20 protein-coding genes are annotated in these 23361 nt (G+C 31.0%); 9 read left to right on the top strand and 11 right to left on the bottom strand.

All coding sequences use genetic code 11. The features are described from left to right. Nucleotides 1–512: dienelactone hydrolase family protein (locus ABJD66_RS07600; RefSeq protein WP_348130012.1), on the top strand; the 512-nt coding region annotated here is incomplete at its 5' end. Between the two features lie 68 nt (nucleotides 513–580). Here the strand turns inward: ABJD66_RS07600 and ABJD66_RS07605 are convergent. Continuing rightward, entirely contained in the window at nucleotides 581–1093 is a 513-nt protein-coding gene (locus ABJD66_RS07605) for a hydrolase (RefSeq protein WP_348130015.1), read from the bottom strand. A gap of 11 nt (nucleotides 1094–1104) precedes the next feature. Then, on the bottom strand, nucleotides 1105–1872 hold the full coding sequence (locus ABJD66_RS07610) for an MBL fold metallo-hydrolase (protein ID WP_348130017.1): 768 nt from the start codon (nucleotides 1870–1872) through the stop codon (nucleotides 1105–1107). A gap of 89 nt (nucleotides 1873–1961) precedes the next feature. Here ABJD66_RS07610 and ABJD66_RS07615 point away from each other — a divergent pair, with 89 nt between their 5' ends. Next, on the top strand, nucleotides 1962–3407 hold the full coding sequence (locus tag ABJD66_RS07615; protein ID WP_100896149.1) for a nicotinate-nucleotide adenylyltransferase: 1446 nt from the start codon (nucleotides 1962–1964) through the stop codon (nucleotides 3405–3407). 42 nt (nucleotides 3408–3449) lie between these two features. Here ABJD66_RS07615 and bcp read toward each other — a convergent pair whose 3' ends face one another. Continuing rightward, nucleotides 3450–3902: a thioredoxin-dependent thiol peroxidase gene (bcp, locus tag ABJD66_RS07620; RefSeq protein ID WP_348130020.1), complete on the bottom strand. Its 453-nt coding sequence runs from the start codon at nucleotides 3900–3902 to the stop codon at nucleotides 3450–3452. Nucleotides 3903–3954: 52 nt separating this feature from the next. Here bcp and nth point away from each other — a divergent pair, with 52 nt between their 5' ends. Continuing rightward, nucleotides 3955–4617, top strand: coding sequence for an endonuclease III (gene nth, locus ABJD66_RS07625; RefSeq protein WP_348130023.1), 663 nt, complete (start codon nucleotides 3955–3957; stop codon nucleotides 4615–4617). Nucleotides 4618–4842: 225 nt separating this feature from the next. Here nth and ABJD66_RS07630 read toward each other — a convergent pair whose 3' ends face one another. Further along, nucleotides 4843–5424, bottom strand: coding sequence for a sigma-70 family RNA polymerase sigma factor (locus ABJD66_RS07630; protein WP_077405619.1), 582 nt, complete (start codon nucleotides 5422–5424; stop codon nucleotides 4843–4845). Nucleotides 5425–5679: 255 nt separating this feature from the next. Here ABJD66_RS07630 and uvrA point away from each other — a divergent pair, with 255 nt between their 5' ends. Both uvrA and ABJD66_RS07640 read left to right on the top strand, forming a co-directional pair. Continuing rightward, nucleotides 5680–8457 carry an excinuclease ABC subunit UvrA gene (gene uvrA / locus ABJD66_RS07635; protein ID WP_348130026.1) on the top strand — a complete coding sequence of 926 codons (2778 nt, stop codon included), beginning with the start codon at nucleotides 5680–5682 and terminating at the stop codon, nucleotides 8455–8457. 117 nt (nucleotides 8458–8574) lie between these two features. Then, nucleotides 8575–9783, top strand: a complete 1209-nt coding sequence (locus ABJD66_RS07640) for a hypothetical protein (RefSeq protein ID WP_348130029.1) — start codon at nucleotides 8575–8577, stop codon at nucleotides 9781–9783. Nucleotides 9784–9845: 62 nt separating this feature from the next. Here the strand turns inward: ABJD66_RS07640 and ABJD66_RS07645 are convergent, their stop codons facing one another. From ABJD66_RS07645 to ABJD66_RS07660, 4 genes are all read right to left on the bottom strand, one after another. After that, nucleotides 9846–11315 (bottom strand): oligosaccharide flippase family protein, encoded by a 1470-nt coding sequence (locus ABJD66_RS07645; RefSeq protein ID WP_348130032.1) that lies wholly within the window; start codon nucleotides 11313–11315, stop codon nucleotides 9846–9848. Next, nucleotides 11299–12585: a glycosyltransferase family 4 protein gene (locus tag ABJD66_RS07650; protein ID WP_348130035.1), complete on the bottom strand. Its 1287-nt coding sequence runs from the start codon at nucleotides 12583–12585 to the stop codon at nucleotides 11299–11301. Before ABJD66_RS07650 ends, ABJD66_RS07645 begins: the two co-directional genes overlap by 17 nt. Further along, nucleotides 12585–15020: a YfhO family protein gene (locus ABJD66_RS07655; protein WP_348130038.1), complete on the bottom strand. Its 2436-nt coding sequence runs from the start codon at nucleotides 15018–15020 to the stop codon at nucleotides 12585–12587. The genes ABJD66_RS07650 and ABJD66_RS07655 overlap by 1 nt, the downstream gene beginning before the upstream one ends. Before the next feature lie 109 nt (nucleotides 15021–15129). Then, on the bottom strand, nucleotides 15130–15396 hold the full coding sequence (locus ABJD66_RS07660; RefSeq protein ID WP_100896157.1) for a DUF4834 family protein: 267 nt from the start codon (nucleotides 15394–15396) through the stop codon (nucleotides 15130–15132). A 104-nt stretch (nucleotides 15397–15500) separates the two neighbouring features. Here ABJD66_RS07660 and ABJD66_RS07665 point away from each other — a divergent pair, with 104 nt between their 5' ends. Next, on the top strand, nucleotides 15501–16523 hold the full coding sequence (locus ABJD66_RS07665; protein WP_100896158.1) for a transporter: 1023 nt from the start codon (nucleotides 15501–15503) through the stop codon (nucleotides 16521–16523). 84 nt (nucleotides 16524–16607) lie between these two features. Continuing rightward, nucleotides 16608–17726 (top strand): GTP cyclohydrolase, encoded by a 1119-nt coding sequence (locus ABJD66_RS07670; protein WP_100896159.1) that lies wholly within the window; start codon nucleotides 16608–16610, stop codon nucleotides 17724–17726. 57 nt (nucleotides 17727–17783) lie between these two features. On the opposite strand, the gene ABJD66_RS07675 is transcribed toward ABJD66_RS07670, so the two are convergent. The 3 genes from ABJD66_RS07675 to ABJD66_RS07685 all read right to left on the bottom strand — a co-directional run bounded on the left by ABJD66_RS07675 (nucleotide 17784) and on the right by ABJD66_RS07685 (nucleotide 22420). Beyond that, nucleotides 17784–19043 carry an aminotransferase class I/II-fold pyridoxal phosphate-dependent enzyme gene (locus ABJD66_RS07675; protein ID WP_100896160.1) on the bottom strand — a complete coding sequence of 420 codons (1260 nt, stop codon included), beginning with the start codon at nucleotides 19041–19043 and terminating at the stop codon, nucleotides 17784–17786. A 123-nt stretch (nucleotides 19044–19166) separates the two neighbouring features. Beyond that, nucleotides 19167–20207, bottom strand: coding sequence for a cysteine synthase family protein (locus ABJD66_RS07680; RefSeq protein WP_348130044.1), 1041 nt, complete (start codon nucleotides 20205–20207; stop codon nucleotides 19167–19169). 74 nt (nucleotides 20208–20281) lie between these two features. Beyond that, nucleotides 20282–22420: a S9 family peptidase gene (locus ABJD66_RS07685; protein WP_348130047.1), complete on the bottom strand. Its 2139-nt coding sequence runs from the start codon at nucleotides 22418–22420 to the stop codon at nucleotides 20282–20284. 69 nt (nucleotides 22421–22489) lie between these two features. Here ABJD66_RS07685 and ABJD66_RS07690 point away from each other — a divergent pair, with 69 nt between their 5' ends. Together ABJD66_RS07690 and ABJD66_RS07695 are read left to right on the top strand one after the other, a co-directional pair. Next, nucleotides 22490–22816, top strand: a complete 327-nt coding sequence (locus ABJD66_RS07690) for a YbaB/EbfC family nucleoid-associated protein (protein ID WP_348130050.1) — start codon at nucleotides 22490–22492, stop codon at nucleotides 22814–22816. A 41-nt stretch (nucleotides 22817–22857) separates the two neighbouring features. Next, a complete protein-coding gene (locus ABJD66_RS07695) occupies nucleotides 22858–23313 on the top strand; it encodes a thioredoxin family protein (RefSeq protein WP_303542625.1) in 456 nt (151 codons plus the stop codon). Nucleotides 23314–23361 lie beyond the last annotated feature (48 nt).

Genomic DNA, 23361 nt, shown 5'->3' on the forward strand with positions numbered 1-23361 from the left:
GTATTATATCTATACGTGCTCCCTACCCTATGCAGCCATATGGCAATGCTTGGTATGCTATAAATTTTGATGCCGAAAAAGGAAAATGGAGTGATGATGTACAAGCCGCAGAATCTATAGAAAAAATACTTGTTTTTATAGATGAAGCTTGCAAAGCTTACCATCTAGACAAAGATAACGTTACACTATTAGGCTTTAGTCAAGGTGCAATTTTAAGCTATGCTACAGCAATTTCTTGTCCTGATAAAGTAAAAAATGTAATTGCACTAAGTGGTTACATCAATGAAAATCTAATAGACAAATTAAAGACTGATAAAGACCCTACTAAGCTAAATATTTATGCTTCTCACGGCACAGTAGACCAGGTTATACCTGTTAGCTGGGCACAAAAGACACCTAATTATTTAAAAGGTTTAGGTATAGATTGTACTTATGAAGAATACCCTGTTGGTCACGGTGTTGCACCACAAGGTTTTTATTCTTTTAAAGAATGGTTGTCTACTAAAATATAACTTAAAAAAAGTCAAAAAAATAACCCCTGAATTTTCATTCAGGGGTTATTTTTATATGGTAAGCTAGATTAATCTCTTCTGTACAAAAGATGATCCATCATTGTAAAATCTACTCCTAAATTGTCTTTAAGGTCATACTTTATAAGTAATTCTCCCCAATATTTGCCATCAGAAAAATCGGCTATAATCCATTTATGGTTTAAAACCTTAATTTTGTTTATTTTAAAATTTCCTTCCATACCAGCATATGGCACTAATGGGTTATCTCCTTTAGATTCGTTGGTTTCTATCAATTTATCCTCAATATATCTTGCCGGATTTTCTAACTTTAAATGATCAAAATTAGTTAAAGCATCATCATTATTTTCTAGTAAAAAATACTTTAAATCTAACTGGTTTATAGTGGCCTGTTGTATAGAATCTTCTAACTTAGTATTTTCAGTTTCTAGCTTTTCTATTTTGTCCTGTAGCTGTACAAATCTTGTGTTAGTAGCGTCTATCATTTTATTTGCACTTACAAATTGGTATAGGGCTATTAATGCTGCAAAAATAAATAGGTATAAATATAAATACTTTTTCATTTGGTATTATTCTATATGTTTATGGTTAAATTATCGTACGCCAAATGTACATTTTTTGGCAAAGATTTTTCTACTTCTTTATGAAAACCTAACAAGTGACTTATGTGTGTTAAATAAGCTGTTTTTGGCTTTACTAAATTTATAAACTCTAATGCTTCTTCTAAATTAAAATGAGAATGATGCGCCTCTAAACGTAAAGCATTCACAACCAACACCTTTACATCTTTAAGTTTAGCTATTTCTTCTTTAAAGATACTTTTTACATCTGTTAAATACACAAAGTCATCTATTCTAAAACCAAAAACTTCTAACCTATTATGTAGCGCTTTTATAGGTATAGCAACTTTATTTCCTATTTTAAAAGGTGTATTCTCTTTAATTTGATGAATAGCTACTGCCGGAGCACCTGGATACCTGTTAATATCTGCAAAAATATAAGCAAAGCGTTTTTTAAGAGCTTCTATTACTTGACTATCTGCGTATATTGGTATATCTCCTTGTCTAAAGAAAAAAGGTCTAATGTCATCTATACCCGCAGTATGGTCTGAGTGTTCATGAGTAAACAATATACCATCTAAATTTGGTATAGGATTTTGCAACATTTGCTGCCTAAAATCTGGACCACAATCTATTACAAAGTTATAGTCATCCCATGAAATTAAAACAGATACTCTTAATCTTTTATCCTTTGGATCTTTACTTAAACATACAGGATGTTTACTACCAATAACTGGTATTCCTTGAGAAGTTCCTGTACCCAAAAATGTGATTTTTAACAATTCGGCCTTTTTTATCAAATTTATAACATATTTATTTAATAGATAAATCTATCTTGTTAACTTTGTATACCGTAAAAAAACAACAAAGAATGTCATCAGTCTTAAAAAAAGATTTTGCTTTTGAGAATATTCCTTCTACTAAAGCCAAAACACTAAGAATAAATTTAAATCCTGATATCTACGGTACTTTTGCAGAAATTGGTGCCGGACAAGAGACTGCCAGACACTTTTTTAGATCTGGTGGCGCATCTGGAACCATTGCTAAAGCAATGAGTGCATATGATAAAGATTTTAGTGACGCTATATATGGCGTAGAAAACGATGGTAGATATGTTACCCAAGCTCGTTTAAAAACGATGCTTTCTCATGAAATGGGATTAATGGAGGAGCGTATTAGTAGAGAAAAACACCCAGAGCGTTTATTTTTCTCCTATGCAAATACTGTTGCCACTATAGATTTTGCTAAAAAATACAAGGGGCACGGATGGATTGGAATTCGTTTTCAATTAGATCCAGACCAAAAAGAATTTGATGAAATTATTATGCACGTTCGTTTTAAACAGAACGAAGCTAGATTGCAGCAAGAAACTTTAGGTATTTTAGGTGTTAACCTTATATATGGTGCTTTTTACAAATACCATAAACCAAGAAAATTACTTAAATATCTTTATGACCATATAGATAAGGATACTGTAGAAATTGATATGATTAATTTCTCTGGTCCTAATTTTGAAAAAGTAGATAATAGGTTAATTAGCTTACAGTTAATTAAAAATGATATGACGGATGCCGTTATGTTTGGCCCTGATGGTAACAACTTATTACCTGCTGCTGTACTTTATAAAAAAAACATACTTGCTTTACGTGGTAGTTATAGACCCGTAACAAAGGTAAATATGGATATGTTTGAAAAGTCTCATAATATTTTTATGAACGAACAAACAGTTAATCCTGATAAGACCATTGTAATTTTTGAAATTACTTTAGCTAATTTAAAAGCTAGTGGAGAAATAGACGAACAAGATTTTATGGACAGAGCAGAACTTTTATGTTCTCTTGGCCATACAGTAATGATCTCTAAGTTTCAGGAATACTTTAGACTTGTAGAGTACTTTAGTAATTATACAAAAGCAAAAATTGGTTTAACAATGGGCGTTAACAACCTTGTAGAGGTTTTTGATGAAAAGTATTACAGACACTTAAGTGGCGGTATACTTGAAGCTTTTGGTAAATTATTCTTTAAAGATTTAAAAGTTTACTTATACCCAATGAAAAACGAAGAAACTGGTCAGATTATGACGAGCAACAACGTTAAAGTACACCCAAGAATGAAAGAACTTTATAAGTTCTTTAAATATAACGGTAAAGTAATGGACATTTTTGATTATGATCCTGAAATACTACATATTTTCTCTAGAGATGTTTTAAAGAAAATTACAAACGGAGATAAAGACTGGGAGAAAATGCTACCAGAAGGTATTGCAGAAATTATAAAAAGAAAAGAGTTATTTGTACGTAAGGCAGATAAAAAATAATAAAAAAGCCACATTTTAAAATGTGGCTTTTTTTATATGATATTATTCTAATATTTGTGCAGCGTGGTCTTTTGTTTTAACCTTATCTATTACTTTGGTTACAACACCGTCTTCATCTATAATAAATGTTTTTCTATGTATACCGTCATAAACTTTACCCATAAACTTTTTTGTACCCCAAACGCCAAAAATATTTAATACAGTATGGTCTTCATCTGCTAGTAGAGGAAAAGGAAACTCATACTTTGCTTTAAAGTTAGATTGTCTTTTTGCAGAATCTGCACTAACACCTAAAAGTTCATATCCTTGGTCTTGCAATTCTTTATAATTATCTCTTAAATTACAAGCTTCCGCAGTACAACCAGGAGTACTTGCTTTTGGATAAAAGAACACAATCAACTTTTTTCCTTTATAATCTGATAAGCTTACAGCATTACCATCTTGATCTTTTGACGTAAAATCTGCTACTTTGTCTCCTACTTTTAAAGTATTCATAAGTAATTTATTTAAATTCGTTTTTTCTAATTTTTAGTAAAGCTAATCAAAAATGACCAAGGCAGAAAAAGTTACTTTTACAATAGACAAACTTAAAGAGTTATACCCAACAATACCAGTACCTTTAGACCACAAAGATCCGTATACACTACTAATTGCAGTATTAATGTCTGCACAAAGTACAGATGTACGCGTAAATAAAATTACACCGTTATTGTTTAAAAAGGCCGACAACCCATATGATATGGTAAAACTAACCGTAGATGAAATTAGAGAAATTATAAAACCTGTTGGTTTGTCTCCTATGAAAGCTAAAGGAATACACGGTTTATCACAAATGTTAATAGATAAACACGATGGCATAGTTCCTAAGGATATGGAATCTTTAGAAAAGTTTCCGGCTGTAGGTCATAAAACTGCAGGTGTTTTAGTGTCACAAGCATTTGGTATACCTGCATTTCCTGTAGATACACACATACACAGACTTATGTACAGATGGGGATTTACAAATGGTAAGAATGTAGTACAAACAGAAAAAGATGCAAAAAGATTATTTCCTAAAGAATTATGGAACGATCTTCATTTGCAAATTATTTGGTACGGTAGAGACTATTCTCCTGCTAGAGGATGGAATCTAGATAATGATATAATTACAAAAACGATAGGAAGAAAAACAGTAATTGAAGAATATTATAAAACAAAAAAGAGCCGTTAAGGCTCTTTTTCTAGTTCAAAATGTTTTCAAATTGCATCTCCTTGTATGTAATTACATTCATCGATTTTGAATAATTCAGTAAAAACTGAATTTTGCTTGCCGATGTTGTCATTCCACAAGAATTGTTTTGTTGTTTAGAGTAAATTTTTTCCATATAAAATAGTATTGTTATAGTAAGATAACGGTACTATTTTAGAAATATTATACTCTTAGGTTAAAAACCTATTAATTCGTTAAAACGATATTATGTTTTTCTATAATTTTTCTCATATTAATTAAAGCATATCTCATTCTTCCTAATGCAGTGTTAATGCTAACTCCTGTATTTTCAGAGATTTCTTTAAAACTCATATCCTTATAGATACGCATTAATAAAACTTCTTTTTGATCTTCTGGTAATTCTTCAATAAGAACTTTAAGGTCAGAATCGATCTGATTTTTTATTAATTGTTTTTCTGCGTTTAATTTATCATCACTTATTACAGAAAAAATATTAAAATCATCGCTACCTTCAAACATTGGCATACGCTTATTTTTTCTAAAGTGATCTATAATTAAATTGTGTGCAATTCTCATTACCCACGGTAAAAATTTACCTTCTTCACTATAAGAACCCTTTTTTAAAGTTTTTATCACTTTAATAAAAGTATCTTGAAATATATCCTCAGTAATGTCTCTATCTAATACTTTAGAGTAAATAAAACTACTAATTCTTTGGTTGTGTCTATTTATTAATATTTCTAGAGATTTTTCATCTCCTGTAATATATTTTTTTACTAATACTGAGTCTTCAATTTGTAGATCCATTTCGAGTTACTTTTTTTGGTTATTTAATGCGTACCCCTTCCCTATATGGGAATAAGTTCATTTAATAGTGTTTAATAATTTTTAAAAAAGTAATGTTCGCTATATAGGCCTATAAGTTTAATTACACTTCAAATATATATAAAATAAGAGGTTCCTAAAAAATCTATGTTGTGATTACCCTTATTTTTGATGTAAAAGCGTCTTTTATGGTTATTAAAAGGTACATATTGTATCTTTACAGTATTAATTACGGATATGAATACACTTTTAGACGTCGACCCAAAACACAATATTATTATTAAGGGTGCTAAACTGCACAACCTCAAAAATATAGACGTAATAATTCCTAGAAATAAATTAGTTGTTATTACTGGATTATCTGGTTCTGGTAAATCTAGCCTTGCTTTTGACACGCTTTATGCAGAAGGGCAACGTAGGTATGTAGAGAGTTTATCATCTTATGCACGTCAATTTTTAGGAAAATTAGATAAACCTAAAGTAGATTATATAAAAGGTATAGCTCCTGCAATTGCTATAGAACAAAAAGTAAACTCTACTAACCCGCGTTCTACAGTTGGTACAACAACAGAAATTTATGATTATTTAAAACTGCTGTATGCAAGAATTGGTAAAACCATATCTCCTGTTTCTGGTAAGCAAGTAAAAAAGCATACCGTTACAGATGTAATAAACTTTATTAAAGAATTTAACGACAATACTAAGTTGTTATTGTTAGCTCCTATTAAAGTTAAAGAAGATAGAGAACCTTTAAAAGCTTTAGAAATGTTTTCTAAACAAGGGTATGCTAGAATAAAACATAAAGGTAAAGTTATACGTATAGACGATTCTATTACAGAAATGGATAGAGAATTCTTTTTAGTAGTAGATAGAATTATAACTAAAGATGATGAAGATTTTTATAATAGACTTGCAAATGCTGTAGATACTACATTTTTTGAAGGAGAAGGTAATTGTATTATAGAAGAACTAGAAACAGAGAAACAAACTCCTTTTAGTAATAAGTTTGAGCTAGACGGAATTAAATTTATAGAACCAAACGTACACCTATTTAGTTTTAATAACCCTTTTGGCGCATGTCCAACTTGCGAAGGTTATGGTGATGTTATTGGTATAGACCAAGACTTGGTTGTTCCTAATACAGCACTATCTGTATATGAAGGTGCAATTTTTCCTTGGAAAGGAGAAAGTATGGGTAAATATAAGGACGACTTTATAGCTGCGGCTTATAAGTTTGATTTTCCTGTGCACAAACCTTGGTTTGAGTTAACTGATGAGCAAAAGCAATTAGTTTGGGATGGTAATAAATCTTTTACCGGACTAAATAAGTTTTTTGCAATGCTTGAAGATAAAAGCTACAAAATACAAAACCGAGTAATGTTATCTCGTTACAGAGGAAAAACAAAATGTAGTACTTGTAATGGCAAACGTCTACGTCCAGAGACAGATTATGTAAAGGTTAATGATAAATGTATATCTGAACTTGTAGAACTACCTATAGAGTTGCTAACAGATTTTTTCAACTCTTTTAAGCTTAACAAGCACGATGCACAAATAGCTAAACGACTTTTAGTAGAAATTACAACAAGACTTAACTTTTTAAATAAAGTAGGTTTAAGTTACTTAACGCTAAACCGAAAATCTAATACATTATCTGGTGGCGAGAGCCAGCGCATAAACCTAGCAACATCTTTAGGTAGTAGCTTGGTTGGTTCTATGTATATATTAGATGAGCCAAGTATAGGATTACACCCAAAAGATACCGAAAACTTAATAGACGTTTTAAAATCTTTAAGAGATTTAGGAAACACTGTTATAGTTGTAGAACATGATGAGGATATTATGAATGCTGCAGACCAAGTTATAGACATAGGTCCTGAGGCAGGTACACACGGTGGCGAGGTTGTTGCTAACGGTACAATGGCAGATATTTTAAAATCTACATCATTAACAGCTAGTTACCTTAATGGTACTAAACAGATAAAAGTTCCTGAGAAAAGAAGAAACTTCACCAATTTTATTAGAATAAATGGTGCAAGAGAAAATAACCTTAAAAATATAGATGTTACTTTTCCTTTAGGTATACTAACCGTTGTAACGGGTGTATCTGGTAGTGGTAAAAGTACATTAGTTAAAAAACTACTATACCCTATAGTATTAAAAGAAATTGGAGGCTATGGAGAAAAAGCCGGACAGTTTACTTCTGTAGAAGGAGAATATAAGGATATTAAAAATGTAGAGTTTGTAGATCAAAACCCTATTGGTAGGTCTTCTAGATCTAACCCTGTAACCTATATAAAGGCTTACGATGATATTAGAGCATTGTTTGCTTCTCAAAAATTAAGCAAACTTAGAGCCTACCAAGCAAAACACTTTTCTTTTAATGTAGATGGTGGTCGCTGTGAAAAATGTAAAGGTGAAGGAGAAATTACTGTAGAAATGCAGTTTATGGCAGATGTACACTTGTTATGTGATGCTTGTAATGGTAAACGATTTAAAAAAGAAGTTCTAGAAGTTAAGTTTCAGGATGCTAATATAGATGATGTTTTAACTATGACTATTGATGATGCTATTGCATTTTTTGAAGAGCATCAACAAACAAAAATAATGAATAAGCTTAAACCATTGCAAGATGTTGGTTTGGGTTATGTTACTTTGGGTCAATCTTCTTCTACCCTATCTGGTGGTGAAGCACAACGTATTAAATTAGCATCGTTCTTAATTAAAGGTAAAACAACTAATAAGTCTTTATTTATTTTTGATGAGCCAACAACTGGTTTACACTTTCATGATATTAAAAAATTATTAAAATCTTTTAATGCTCTTATAGCCAAAGGACATTCTGTTGTGGTAATAGAACACAATATAGATTTAATTAAATGTGCTGATTTTATTATAGATTTAGGGCAAGAAGGTGGTACTAAAGGTGGCCAATTAATAGCTACTGGTACTCCAGAACAAATTGCAAAAAGTAAAAAATCATTCACAGCTAAATATCTTCAAGAAAAACTATAGTTTAAATTTTACTGATTTACAGGTAGTTACAGTTTAAATCTGTTTTTTGGCACGCTGTTTGTATTATAGATACCAGAATGTAAATAGTTACATTCAGAATTTATAAAACCTTATAGTATGAAAAAATCAGTACTACTTTTTACAGCACTTTTAATAGGTACTTTTAGTACAATGGCTGTAACTACAGAAAACACAGAGAATAAGGTTGCAAGCAGCAATACTTTATTACAAAACAACTCTTTTACTTTTGTAGAGAACGGAGTTACATTTTCAGTTTTCCCTGATGGCGAATTCGATTTCTTTATTGATAATAGAGTAAATGTAAATGCTAATATAAATTTAGGAAGAAACGCAAATATTACCTTTAACACAGGTTACAACTACAATGCTTACGTACAGTATGATGATTACGGAGCTGTAATACAAGTAGAAAACGTTCCTATTTATTATGACTATTACGGTAGAGTTGAGCAAATTGGTGATATAAACATTAATTACAGAAACAATAGAGTTCATAGATTAGGTGGTATGTATGTATATTATAACTCTAGAGGTTATTATGACTACCATAGAGGTTATATAAACAGGTACAACAGAAACTATACATTTAACAGATACAATAGTTATTTTCATAGACCAGCAGTAAACTTTTGTTTAGTACAATCTAGACCATACAGAAGATATTATGCACCTACTAGATATACATACTATAGTCCTTACAGAAATAACTATAGAAAATCTTATGTAAGAGTTGGTAAATCTTATAAATATAATAAACGTAACAATTATAGGTCTGCTAATGTGTACAGAAACGATAAAAGAGTTACACCAAGAAGCAACAGAACTGTTGGTATTTCTAGAACAAACACTAGAACCGTGGCTCAAAACTCAAGAAAAAGCGACAGAACTATTATTAACAGAAATAATAGAGCTGCAAGGTCTACAACAGTAACTAGAACAAGTAGTAGAAAACCAACTACATCTAGAACAGTTTCTAGATCTACAACATATAAAACTCCTGCTAAAAGCAGAACAAATAGTAGAGTTGGTAATACTAGAAGTACAACAACTAGAAGTGTTGCTAAAACACCAAATAGAACAAGTACTACAAGAAGCACAACGGTTAACAGAAGACCACAAAGTACAAATAGTAGAGCAACAAGAAGTACTACTAGAACCACTACAAGAGTTACAAAAACTCCAAGTAGAAGTAGTTCTTCTAAAAGTAGAGCTACATCAGTAAAAAGTAGCTCTAGAACATCAAGTAAAGCAAAAACTCCTTCTAGATCTAGTAGAACTAGCTCTAGTACTAGAAGCAGAAGATAATAAAGACAGTTTTTTAGGTTGTTAGTTGTTAAAGCCCTTGGAGAATTTATTCTTCTGGGGCTTTACTTTTGCTTACTTTTTTTCTTTAAATAAGGTGATACTATGCTGTACACATCTTCAGAAACTCTAAGTTTATAAAGCACAAAAATATAAACAAGACTAATTATGATACTTTTTAAAGCAATGTTTATTACAGGATAAAAATTAAAATTAACAAAGAAAAATAAACCTCCTAACACACATAAAAGTAACAACACCTTAAGAGTGTCTAAACTAAACGGATGCATTTTAAATTTGGAATACACATAGCCTATTTTTATAGCATTAAAACTTGCTATAGCTATAAATGTTGCCCATGCAGCACCTTCTAAACTATAAGCAGGAATTAGAATATAGTTTAAGACTACAACTAAAATAGCCAGCATTACTCCCATTACTAAAATTGCTCTGTAATAGTCAGAATTAAAAAGGATAGAATTACTATTTCCTAAAAGAGCATCTAAAACTTTTGTCAGACCAATTAAAAACACAACTAACATTCCTCCTCTATAAGCCACAGGCATTAGCTTGTATAGCTCCTGAAGATTTAAGATTATCAACAAAAAAATAATTCCTGATATAATAAATAAGGTTAAAGAAGATTTTTTATACAATTTACGTAACTCTGGCCTGTCATTATTGTTAAGCAATTTTGCCGTAAGCGGATGTGTAATTTGGTGCATAGCTCTAGACGGTACAGTAATTACAGTAGCTATAAACACAGAAACGCCATAAAAAGCAACATTTTCTATAGCAACATACTGGTTAAGCATAAATTTATCTATCTCTAATAATATAACAGCTGCAGAACCACCTAGTATTATAAGTGCACTGTATTTTACAATTGAAATATAATTTTTTGGAAGCTTAAAACTAAAACCAGGCATTTCTAAACTAAAGGCATAATGTTTCATTATTAGCAAACGCAGTACGTAAACACCAACCAAAGCTTTTAAAAAAAAGTCTACGCCAATTATGTTGTAATATACCAATACAAGTAAAATAGCTATACAAAGCCTACCAAAAACTTCTTTCATAAAGTTTCCAAAAACAGATTTCATATGCACTTTTACCCAGGAGTAAAAAATTTCAAAATAAGACATAGCAAGGCCTACTAAAAAAATATACCAAACATAACCTCTTACTTCTTTATTTTTTTCAGCTAAAAAATCTCCTATAAAATCGGTAGCAAAAAAAGTAAACAGTGCAAATGGTATAATTATAAGTAAAGGCAAATAAAGCATAAGGCTTAAAAAAGCAGTGGACTCCTCACCATCTTTATAACTACTATAAAATTTAACTAGTGTATTTTGTACACCAAACGTTAGCAGAGGCATTAATAACGCAGCAGTTGCCAATATAACGGTTACTAAACCGTAATTTTCTTTAGATAAAAAATTGGTATAAAAAAAAAGAGTATTAATGGCACCTATACCAAAACCAACAAAGGTTACAATAGTATTGTTGAAAGTTTGTTTAAATACGATACCCATATAAATGATTGGCTAATTTAGCTGTACGTTCTTTTCTACTGTATGTATTAATATTAGTAGAATTAACGTTTAATTTTTTTGTTTGATATTTATAAAACCAATCTAAAAGTAAACTTTTTAAATTAGATGTATCATTGTAACTAAAAGCAACTCCAGTATTTGTCTCTTTTATTATGGTACTTACCTCCCAACCTTTAGGTCCTATTGCTAAAATTGGCCTTTTTGCCCGCATATACTCAAACAACTTGCCTGCAATAATACCAATTGTATCTGCAGAATCTATTTCTGAAAGTAACAATACCTGAGATTTTTCTTGATATGCCAATGCTTCTGTATGTGACACGTAACCAATTAAATTTACGTAAGACTTTAAATTGTATTTGTAAATTGTTTCTAAAACATCTTCACTTACTACACCAATAAACTGAAGCGATAAACTATTTTTAAACTCTTCGTTTTCATTACACAACTCAGACAATGCTTGCCACAAATTTTCTGGGTTACGCCCAGTTAGTAAAGATCCTATATGAGAAATGGTAAACATAGCATCTAAGGCTACACCACTAGAAATAGCACCATCAAAGCCGTTAGTTATTACCTCTATAGGTTTAGTTGTTATTTCTTTAAACTCAGTTTTAGTAGTATTACTTGTTACAATAATACTATCTGCACTATTTAGAACTAAGTGTTCTAAATACTTATGTTTTTTAGCTGATGCCTTACTTAACTTTAGTTTTTTATGGTACCCAATAGACGTCCAAGGATCTCTAAAATCTGCCACCCAATTTACTCCTAATTTTTCCTTTAATTTAAGACCTATTAGATGTACACTATGTGGTGGTCCCGTAGTTATTACCGTATTTATTTGTTCTTCTTTTAATACAGAAGTTAAATATGTTACAGATGGTTTTACCCAATTTTTACGAGCATCAGGTATAAAAAAATTACCACGAACCCAAAGCAAAATTTTTTCTATTACAGATTGATTTTTACTCTGTATTAGACCTGAACTAATTTTCTTTGTTTTATTTTTTGATAAAAAGCTAGCCCAACCATAAGGTTCATTTATTTTATGTTTGTAAATTTTAATGCCATCTGGAATTTCATTTACAAATGAAGTATCTACAATTGGGTAACTAGGATTTTCTGGCACATAAACTACAGGCTCTATATTAAAATCCCTTAAGTATGTAACAAATTTAAGCCAGCGCTGCACACCAGGACCACCTGCCGGTGGCCAATAATAAGCAATAATTAGCACCTTCTGCATTATGCATCTTCCTTTTTAGTTGTTTTTTTAAAACTAAAAATAATACCTCCAATAACTATTAAAGCTAAAAGAATATTACTAGCTAATGCAATTTTACTTCCGTTTTTAACCACTTCTGGTTCAAACTTAAATTCAATTTTATGTTTACCTGCTGGTATTTGTAATGCTCTAAGCGTATAATTTACTTTAAAATATGGAGAACTTTTCCCATCAATATACGCATTCCATCCGTTCTTATAGTACATTTCAGAAAACACAGCTAAAGCGTCATTTTGTGTTGTTGCTGTATACGTTAAATGGTTAGGCTCATACTTATCTAAATTAATAGTAGCTGTAGAATCTTTTGCAAATGAAAACTTAGTTAACAACGGAAATTCTGACATATTAACAACAGCATCAGTCTTTATATTTAAACTATCTAAAGCCATTATTTCATCATTAGAAGAAGTTACCTTTCTTAAATTCTGAACAAACCAAGCATTACCCATAGCATTAGGGTTTACAGCTGGGTAAGATCGCCCTTCTTCATCTTCCTGAATTACATATTTTACGTTAAGCATACTTAAAACCCTAACGTTATTTTTATAAATATGAAAATCAAATAAATCTTGCATAGTAGCCGGCTTAGCGCCATGGTAACCACCAATAGAGTTGTGGTAATAAGATGTGCTTGCACCATTTAAACCTTCTTTTGGGTTGTAAACGCGGTACACAGATGTATCTTGATTAATTTGCTTATTTGTAGTTGTTAACGGAAAAGGTTGTTCCATTTGTCTAGCACTAACAAAATCATCCTCTGTAACATACCTTTTTGCAACAGGTACTAAATCTGCTAAAATTAATATTCCTATTACTATTACAAATATGTTTAACTTAAGTCTTTTATGTATAAATAAAGATATGGTTACAGCTGCAAGTAATACATAAATTAAAGAACGTAACACATCACTAGTATATACTTCTTGGCGGTCTAGTTTTATCATAGTTAAAACTTCATCACCAAAATATTTTCTGTAAGTATCATCACTTAAAGCATCAAAAGTAAAGGTTCCTTTAACTAAAAATAATAGTATTAATGTTCCTAAAACTAATCCCGCGCTTATTAGTAATGATTTGTTGTATTTAGCTCTGTTTTCTTTCTCTTTAAATAAAGTCATTAAAGCTAAAATACCAAGCAAAGGAATACATAATTCTAATACTACTTGTATAGATGAAACTGCCCTAAACTTATCATATAAAGGAAAATTATCTATCATAAAATTGGTTAAACCACTAAAGTTTTTACCCCAAGAAAGTAGTAAAGACATTATTACGCCTGCTAAAAGCCACCATTTGACTTTACCTTTTACAATAAATAACCCTAAAATAAACAAGAAAAATAAGACCGCACCAACATAAGCAGCTCCAGAAACTCCGGGTTGGTCTCCCCAATACAAGGGCAAGCCTTCTGCAAAATCTAATGCTTGTTTTCTTGGCAATCCCTTACGAATTAGAAATTCATATGCTTTAGAATCTGTTCCTAAATTCTCTGAGTTAGAGCCTCCAAATAACCTTGGCACAAAAATGTTTAAAGATTCTGCTATTCCGTAACTATATTGTGTAATATATTCTTTATCTAAACCTCCTGTACTTTCTCTTGGAGACCCATCATTATTTATAGTTAAATTAGATTTTCCTCTAGTACTCCAATCAGAGTATTCTTTTGTTGCCATTAAATTAGTGGCATTTGTAGCAACGCCAATAAGTACAGCTACTAACAATAAACCAACAGAAGTAAAATAATGTTTTAACTGTTTTTCTTTAATTGCATATATTAAGTAAATAATACCCAAAATTAATATAAGCAACATAAAATAATAGGTCATTTGGTAGTGGTTTGCATTAACCTCTAAAGCCATTGCAAATGCTGTAAGTATAAAACCTAAAATATATTTTTTTCTAAACATTAAAACAATACCACCTAATAACATTGGTATATACCCCAGTGCGTGTGCTTTTGCATTGTGCCCAACCCCTAAAATAATTATTAAATAGGTACTAAAACCAAAAGCTAATGCGCCAATAGCTGCTAATCTATAATCTACCTTTAGGCAACATAAAAGAATGTAAAAACCTAAGAAGTATAAAAACAAATAATCTGCGGGTCTAGGTAAAAACCTAATTAGCTTATCTAATTTTTTAATGTAATTATGCGGATAATTAGCTCCTAATTGGTAGGTAGGCATTCCACCAAAAGCACTATTTGTCCAATATGGTTCTGTATTTGTTTTTTCTCTAAAGTTATTTTGCTCTTTTGCCATTCCTGTATATTGAGCAATATCTGACTGAAATATTTTTTTACCTTGTAATACAGGAGTAAAATATGCCAAAGAAGCAACTACAAATAAAATAAGAACAAAAAAGTTTATTAAAATTGATTTAAAATTGATTTTCATTATGTTGTTAGTGTTGTATTTAAATTATCACACAAAAGTTTAGCAAAATAAGCATTTTTTAATTGCCCAAATACTAAACTCATTAAAGGTTGGTTGTTATTTATTAGGACTATTCTACTTCTTCAAAATCTATATACTCCCCTACTTTTTTTGATGGGTTAGATTTAAATTTTGTTTTCTTTTTTGAAGCAGAAGACTGTGTTGTATTAGGATTACCTTGATTAGGGTTTTGAGAAAATTGTTCAAATTTTTTCTTTAAATGTTCCTCTGTTTTTTTAGCTGCATAGTTCATCATTTTTGGTGCATATAAGCGCACTAAAAACTTTAGCAGGTAATAAACCGTAATAATTACGAGAATAGCTATTAAAAAATCCATAATTGTTGTAAAAATTTATATCAAAAATACAATTCTACCGTTGTATATAAAGATTATATCTCTTAAAATAATAATAAAAGTGACATTTAGGTAAGCTCATAGGTATGAAAAAATTAAAAAATATATTCTCTTTATTTCTTTTTACACTTCCTTTTTTAGGAATATCACAATACACAGACGTTATAAACTCTAACAGACCAGGACAATCTGTAAGCGCATATTCTATTGGTACTGGGGTAATACAAGCCGAAACAGGAATATCTTATGAAAAACAAAGTCACAACACTTTGCAAACAGACTCTAAATTACTTGGCATAGATTTAGCCCTTAGATATGGTTTGTTTTTTGAAGAATTAGAAATTATTTACGAGGGCACATATACTAATGAAAATAGAACTTATTCTACCATTGGATTCCCTGATCAAAAATATACAGACTTTAAAAGAAACAGAATAGGGCTAAAATATTTAATTTTTGACCCCTACAAGAGTGAAGAAAGAAGAAAACCCAATTTATATAGCTGGAAAGCCAACAATACTTTTCAGTTAAAGAATTTAATACCAGCAATATCTGTATATGCAGGTGCTAATTTTGTTTTAGGCGACAATCCTTATTATCCTGGTGAAGCCACTATTTCTCCAAGAGGTATGATTGCAACACAAAGTAGATTATCTCCTAAATTTGTACTTATTACAAATGTAGCTTATGACCGTATTGGTACAGAATTTCCTGAGTGGAGCTATATTGTTTCTTTATCTCATGCTTTTAGAAACCCTAAATGGAGTGTTTTTGCCGAAAACCAAGGAATTAAAAGTGATAGGTATTCTGATGTTGTTTTTAGAGGCGGTACTGCTTATTTAATTGATGAAAATATGCAAGTAGATATGCACTTAGGAGCTAATATAAAAGATACACCTACACGTTTATTTTTTGCTGCCGGATTCTCTTATAGGATAGACAACCACAAGGATAAAGAAATTGCAATTGAAGATCAAAATGCAACCACCAAAGACGGAAAAATCAGAAAAAAAGATCTTAAAAAGAAAAGAAAGCAAGCCAAGAGAGATGCAAAATCTAAAAAAAGCACAAAAAAGAAATCTAAAGATGAAGAACCTATAGATTTTTAATCCAATCCTATAATTTTTATAAGTACAAACTTTCTCTTATTAATTAATATCCCTAATATTGATGTAGCAAAAAGATATTAGAATATGATTACTATTGTTGAAGCTAAAACGAAAGCAGATTTAAAAAAATTTGTGAAATTTCCGTTTAGTATATATAAAGATTCTCCGTACTGGGTACCTCCTATTATAAGTGATGAATTAGACTCTTTTAATAAAGATAAAAATCCTGTATTTAAAGATGCAGAAGCTTGGTTTCTGTTAGCTTATGATGGACCTAAACTTGTAGGTAGAGTTGCTGCTATTATTAACTGGATAGAAATAAATCAGCAAAAAGTAAAAAAAATGCGTTTTGGTTGGTTTGATTTTATTGATGACACAAACGTGTCTGAAGCGTTACTACAAAAGGTTGAAGAAATAGGAAAAGAACACAACTTAGAGTATATGGAAGGGCCTGTTGGTTTTTCTAACCTAGACAAAGTTGGTGTTGTTACAGAAGGTTATGAGCATATTGGTAATATGATAACTTGGTATAACCACCCTTACTATGTAAACCACTATGAGCGTTTAGACTTTAAAAAAGAAAAAGAATATTTAGAAAATAAGTTTCCATTTGCAAATGCTAAACCAGAGTTTTTTGAAAGGATACAAGCCTTAATAAAAAAGAGATATAACTTAAGAGAGCTAAACTTTACAAAAACTAAAGATGTAATGCCTTTAGCTGACAAAATGTTTGACCTTTTTAATGAGTCTTATGCTTCTTTATCTTCATTTGTACCTATAAACGACATACAAAAAGAGCATTTTAAAAATAAATACATAAGCTTTATAAACCCAGAGTATATAAAATTTGTAGTTGATAAAGATGATAACTTAGTAGCATTTTCTATAGTTATGCCATCGTTTTCTAAAGCTTTACAAAAATCTAAAGGAAAGTTATTTCCTTTTGGTGCATACCATTTGTTACAAGCAAAAAAACACAGTAAAGATGTTATTTTCTATTTGATAGGCGTGCATCCAGATTACCAAAACAAAGGTGTTACAGCTATTCTTTTTAATGAATGCTACAAGACCTTTAAAGCTAAAAATATAGAAAACTGTATACGAACTCCAGAATTAGAAGAAAATACAGCAATTAGGCAAATTTGGAAGAATTTTGATCCTAAAATATTTAGAAGACGTAGAACATACCGTAAAAACTTATAAAAACTAAAAAACCCAAGCTAGCAGCTTGGGTTTTTTACTATATGTAATAAAAGATTTTTACTCTCCCATTGCAGCTGCAACAGCGGCAGATAATCTTTTGTATGTACCGTTAGTTAAACGCTCACGTATTGCATCAAAAGCATTAAGTGTTTCGTTTACATCTTCTAGTGTATGAGAAGTTGTAGGTATCATTCTTAATAAAATAAGTCCTTTTGGAATTACTGGGTAAACTACTATAGAGCAGAAAATACCATAATTTTCTCTTAAGTCTCTTACCAATGCCATAGCTTCTGGTATACTACCATTTAAAAATACTGGAGTTACACAACTTGTTGTTGTACCAATATCAAAACCACGATCTTTTAATCCTGTTTGTAATGCATTTACATTTTCCCAAAGTTTGTTTTTTAACTCTGGCATAGTCCTAAGCATATCTAAACGCTTAAGTGCACCTACAACCAATTGCATTTGCAAAGATTTTGCAAACATTTGAGAACGTAAATTGTATTTTAAGTAATCTATAATTTCTTTATCTGCAGCAATAAAAGCTCCAGTACTAGCCAAAGATTTAGCAAATGTTGCAAAGTAAACATCAATATCATCTTGTACACCCTGCTCTTCACCTGCACCAGCACCAGTTTTACCTAAAGTACCAAAACCGTGAGCATCATCAACTAAAAATCTAAAGTTATACTTTTTCTTAAGTGCAACTATTTCTTTTAGTTTTCCTTGCTCGCCACGCATACCAAAAACACCTTCAGAGATAACTAAAATACCTCCACCAGTTTGCTCTGCCATTTTTGTAGCACGCTCTAAGTTTTTTTCTAAACTCTCTACATCGTTGTGCTTATAAGTAAAACGCTTACCCATATGCAAACGTACACCGTCTATAATACAAGCATGAGAATCTACATCATAAACTATAATATCATCCTTAGATACCAAAGCGTCTATAGTAGACACCATACCTTGGTAACCAAAGTTTAATAAGTAAGCTGACTCTTTGTTTACAAATGCCGCTAACTCATTCTGTAATTGTTCGTGTAAGTCTGTGTGTCCAGACATCATACGTGCACCCATTGGGTATGCAGAACCGTAATCAGCTGCTGCCTGTGCATCTACTTTACGCACTTCTGGGTGGTTTGCTAATCCTAAATAATCATTAACACTCCATGTAATTACTTCTTTCCCTTGAAACTTCATTCTGTTAGAAATAGTTCCTTCTAATTTAGGGAAAACAAAATATCCCTCTGCTTGCGATGCCCATTTTCCTAATGGTCCTTTGTTCGCTAGTATTCTATCAAATAAATCTCTCATCTAAGCTATTTTGGCTGTCTGCAAAAGTACAGAATTTCAGCAAGGTTTCATAACAATTTTATGAACAAAAAAAAACAATGAATTAAAATTCATTGCTTTTTTATTTTTTATATTCTATGTTTTCTACTTAACAAATTGAATTTCTGGCTTTTCCTCTGTTTCTACAGCATTTAAAAAACCTTGAGCTTCCATCCATTCATCACTATATATTTTACTCATATATCTAGATCCGTGGTCTGGAAATATAACTACTACTCTACTGTTTGCATCAAATTCACCTTCTGCATATAGTTGTTTTACAGCTTGCATAGCAGCTCCACTTGTATACCCAACAAACAAACCTTCTGTTCCAGATATTTGTCTTGCTGTGTGTGCACTTTCTTCATCTGTAACTTTAATAAACTTATCTATTACATCAAAATCTGTGGCTCCTGGAATTAAGTTTTTACCTAAACCTTCTATTCGGTATGGGTAAATCTCATTAGCATCAAACTCACGTGTTTCATGATATTTTTTTAGTACAGATCCAAAAGCATCTACACCAATAACTTTTACATCTGGGTTTTGCTCTTTTAAATACTTTGCAGTACCAGATATTGTACCTCCTGTACCACTACAAGCTACTAAATGTGTAATATTACCATTTGTTTGCTCCCAAATTTCTGGGCCTGTAGATGCATAGTGTGCAGCTCTGTTTAACTCATTAAAATACTGATTAATGTAAATAGAACCTTCTGTTTCTGTATGCAATCTTTTTGCTACTTCATAATAAGAACGTGGATCATCTGCACTTACGTGAGCCGGACAAACATAAACTTGCGCGCCCATAGAGCGTAACATATCTATTTTATCTGGAGATGATTTAGAACTTACCGCTAGTATACATTTGTATCCTTTAACAATACTTGCCATTGCTATACTAAAGCCTGTATTACCAGATGTAGTTTCTATTATTGTACTGTCTTGGTGTAATAATCCTTTACGTTCTGCTTCTTCAATAATATGAATTGCAATTCTGTCTTTAGCAGAATGTCCTGGATTAAAAGCCTCTACTTTAGCGTAATATTCTCCTTTAAAGGAGCTAGTAACATTATTAATTTTAATTAACGGAGTGTTACCTATTAACTCTAAAACATTGTTATAGGCATTAATTTTATTTTCCATGCGTATTTGGTTATAAAATGATAAGACTTCGTTGGTTTGCTTATCAATTACGTGACAAATTTAGCCTTTTTTTTTTACTTAGCTATTTTTCCTTCTAAATCTATTAAAAAAGCATAGTCTTTTGCTACTTCTTTTAATGCTTCAAACCTACCTGACGCACCACCATGGCCTGCATCCATATTGGTATCTAAGAACAATAAATTAGTATCTGTTTTATATTCTCTTAGCTTGGCAACCCATTTAGCTGGTTCCCAATACTGTACCTGTGAGTCATGCAAACCTGTTGTTACCAACATTGTTGGGTAATTTTGGGCCGTAACATTATCATACGGAGAATAAGATTTCATATAATCATAATACTCCTTGTCATTAGGATTACCCCATTCATCATATTCACCTGTTGTAAGCGGTATAGAATCATCTAACATTGTAGTTACTACGTCTACAAAAGGTACACTTGCAATAACACCATTGTAAAGTTCTGGTGCCATATTAACTATTGCACCCATAAGTAAACCACCTGCAGAACCTCCTGATGCATACAAATGTTTATTACTTGTGTAGTTATTATCAATTAAATGTTTAGAGCAATCTATAAAATCTGTAAAAGTATTTCTCTTTCTAAGTAACTTACCATCCTCGTACCATTTTCTACCTAAATACTCACTACCACGTATGTGCGCTATTACATAAATAAAACCTCTATCTAACAAACTTAAACGCACTGTAGAAAAATAAGGATCTATAGTATGCCCATAAGAGCCGTAAGCGTATTGTAATACAGGGCTAGAACCATCTAACTTAGTATCTTTATGGTATACAACAGACATAGGTACTTTTACTCCATCTCTGGCTGTTGCCCAAATACGTTCGGACTTATAATTATCTTTATTAAACTTACCACCTAAAACTTCTTGCTCTTTTTTTATTTCCTTAGATTTTGTTTCCATATCAAAATCTATAACAGAACTTGGGGTAGTTAAAGAGTTGTACCCATACCTTAGTATTTTTGTGTCAAAATCTGGATTTGTACCAACATAACACGTGTAAGTTTCATCTTCAAATGGTAAATAATACCCATTATTAGTATCCCAACGCACTATTTTTAGTTTATTTAAACCGTTTTCTCTTTCAGACAAAACATAATAGTCCTTAAAAATATCTAAATCTTCAAGCAATACATCTTCTCTATGTGAAATAAATTCTGACCAATTTTCAGATGCCGTAGCAGAATCACTGCAAGTCATCAATTTAAAATTAAAGGCATTATCTTTATTGGTAAGTATAAAAAACTTGTCTCCGTAATGAGCTATAGAATACTCTAAACCTCTTTCCCTTGGTGAAAATATTTTAAATTCTGAATCTGGCTCCTCTGTTTTTATAAACCTATATTCAGATGTTAAGGTACTAGATGAGCCTATAACAATAAACTTTTTAGATTTTGTTTTGTATATATAGGTGTTAAAAGTTTCATCTTGTTCATGATATACCAACTCATCCTCAGATGCTGGCGTACCTAATTTATGCTTGTATATTTTATCTGACCTTAAAGTAACAGGGTCTTTTTTGGTGTAAAATAAAGTTGAGTTATCTGCGGCCCAAACACTACTACCTGTTGTTTTTTCTATAACATCATCATAAATTTCACCCGTTTCTAAGTTTTTTATTCTAATGGTATATTCTCTTCTAGAAATAGTGTCTACACCAAATGCAGCCAATGTGTTATCAGGACTAATTGCAATACCATTTAAGCTAAAATAGTCTTTATCCTTAGCTAAGTCATTACAATTAAAAATAATTTCTTCATCTGCTGTTTCAGTTCCTTTTCGTCTAGAATATATTGGGTACTCTTTTCCAACTTCATACCTAGTACCATACCAATAACCATTTAATTTATAAGGTACAGAAGAATCATCTTCTTTTATACGACCTTTCATTTCAGCAAAGAGCTCTTTCTGAAAATCTTTGGTATGCGCTGTTAATGTATTATAGTAAGCATTTTCTTCCTCTAAGTATGCAATTACTTCTTTATCTTCTCTGTTATTTAACCAATAGTAATCATCCTCTCTAACATCATTGTGTTTAGACAGTTCTTTTGGTTCTTTTTTTGCAACAGGAATTTTAATAGTAGCCATAGGCTTATCTTTATTTTGACATGAAGCAGCAAAAATAATACTAACTAACAGAACTATGCATTTTTTTATGACTTTCATTTTTTTTTAAGATTGATTGACTAACAATTTAGTAATTTTGAAACATATTAACTATAATAAAGAAAAATTATGTTTGGAGATATGATGGGAATGATGGGTAAATTGAAAGAAACCCAGCAAAAAGTTGAAGAAACAAAACAACGCTTAAACACTGTATTAATTGATGAAAAGTCTACTGATGAAGCAATTAAAGTAACTATAACAGCTAATAGAACTATAAAAAGTATAGAGATAGATGAAAGTCTTTTAAATGACAAAGAACAACTTGAAGATTACCTAATTATAACATTAAATAAAGCTATAGAAAGAGCAACGAAGGTTAATGAAACCGAGCTGGCTGCTGCTGCAAAAGATGGTTTACCCAATATTCCAGGAATGGATTCGTTATTTAAATAAAAACTGGCAGGTTTTTTGCAAGAATATAAAAAAAGACACAAATGAAACACTTATTAATTGCCTTAATTTTTCCATTACTATTTGGAACAACTTCAACCAACAAAGTTATTGGAGATGTAGAATGGAGCACAGATTACGAAACGGTTATTAAAAAAGCCAAAAAAGGAGATAAAAACATTATACTTTATTTTACTGGTAGTGATTGGTGTGGACCTTGCAAAATGCTTAAAAAAGATTTGTTTGCAACTGAAGAATTTAAAGAAATTGCAAAGCACTACGAGCTACTTTACATAGATATTCCTAGAAATAACGATTTACTTACAGAAAAGCAATTAAAACACAATATGGATTTAATGGCTAAATATAATAAAAAAGGAGTTTTTCCTAATTTAAAAGTACTGGATAGTAAAGGTAGGGAAAAAGGGGCTTTACACGGCTATAGTATGAACGGTGAAGTACAACACCACATTAAGTTTTTAAAAAAATATATGGATTAAAAATCCTTATATAAAAAAAAGCAAATTAAAGCCTTCAATTAATTTTGA

This window comes from Cellulophaga sp. (assembly GCF_039943695.1).
Classification (GTDB): Bacteria; Bacteroidota; Bacteroidia; order Flavobacteriales; family Flavobacteriaceae; genus Cellulophaga.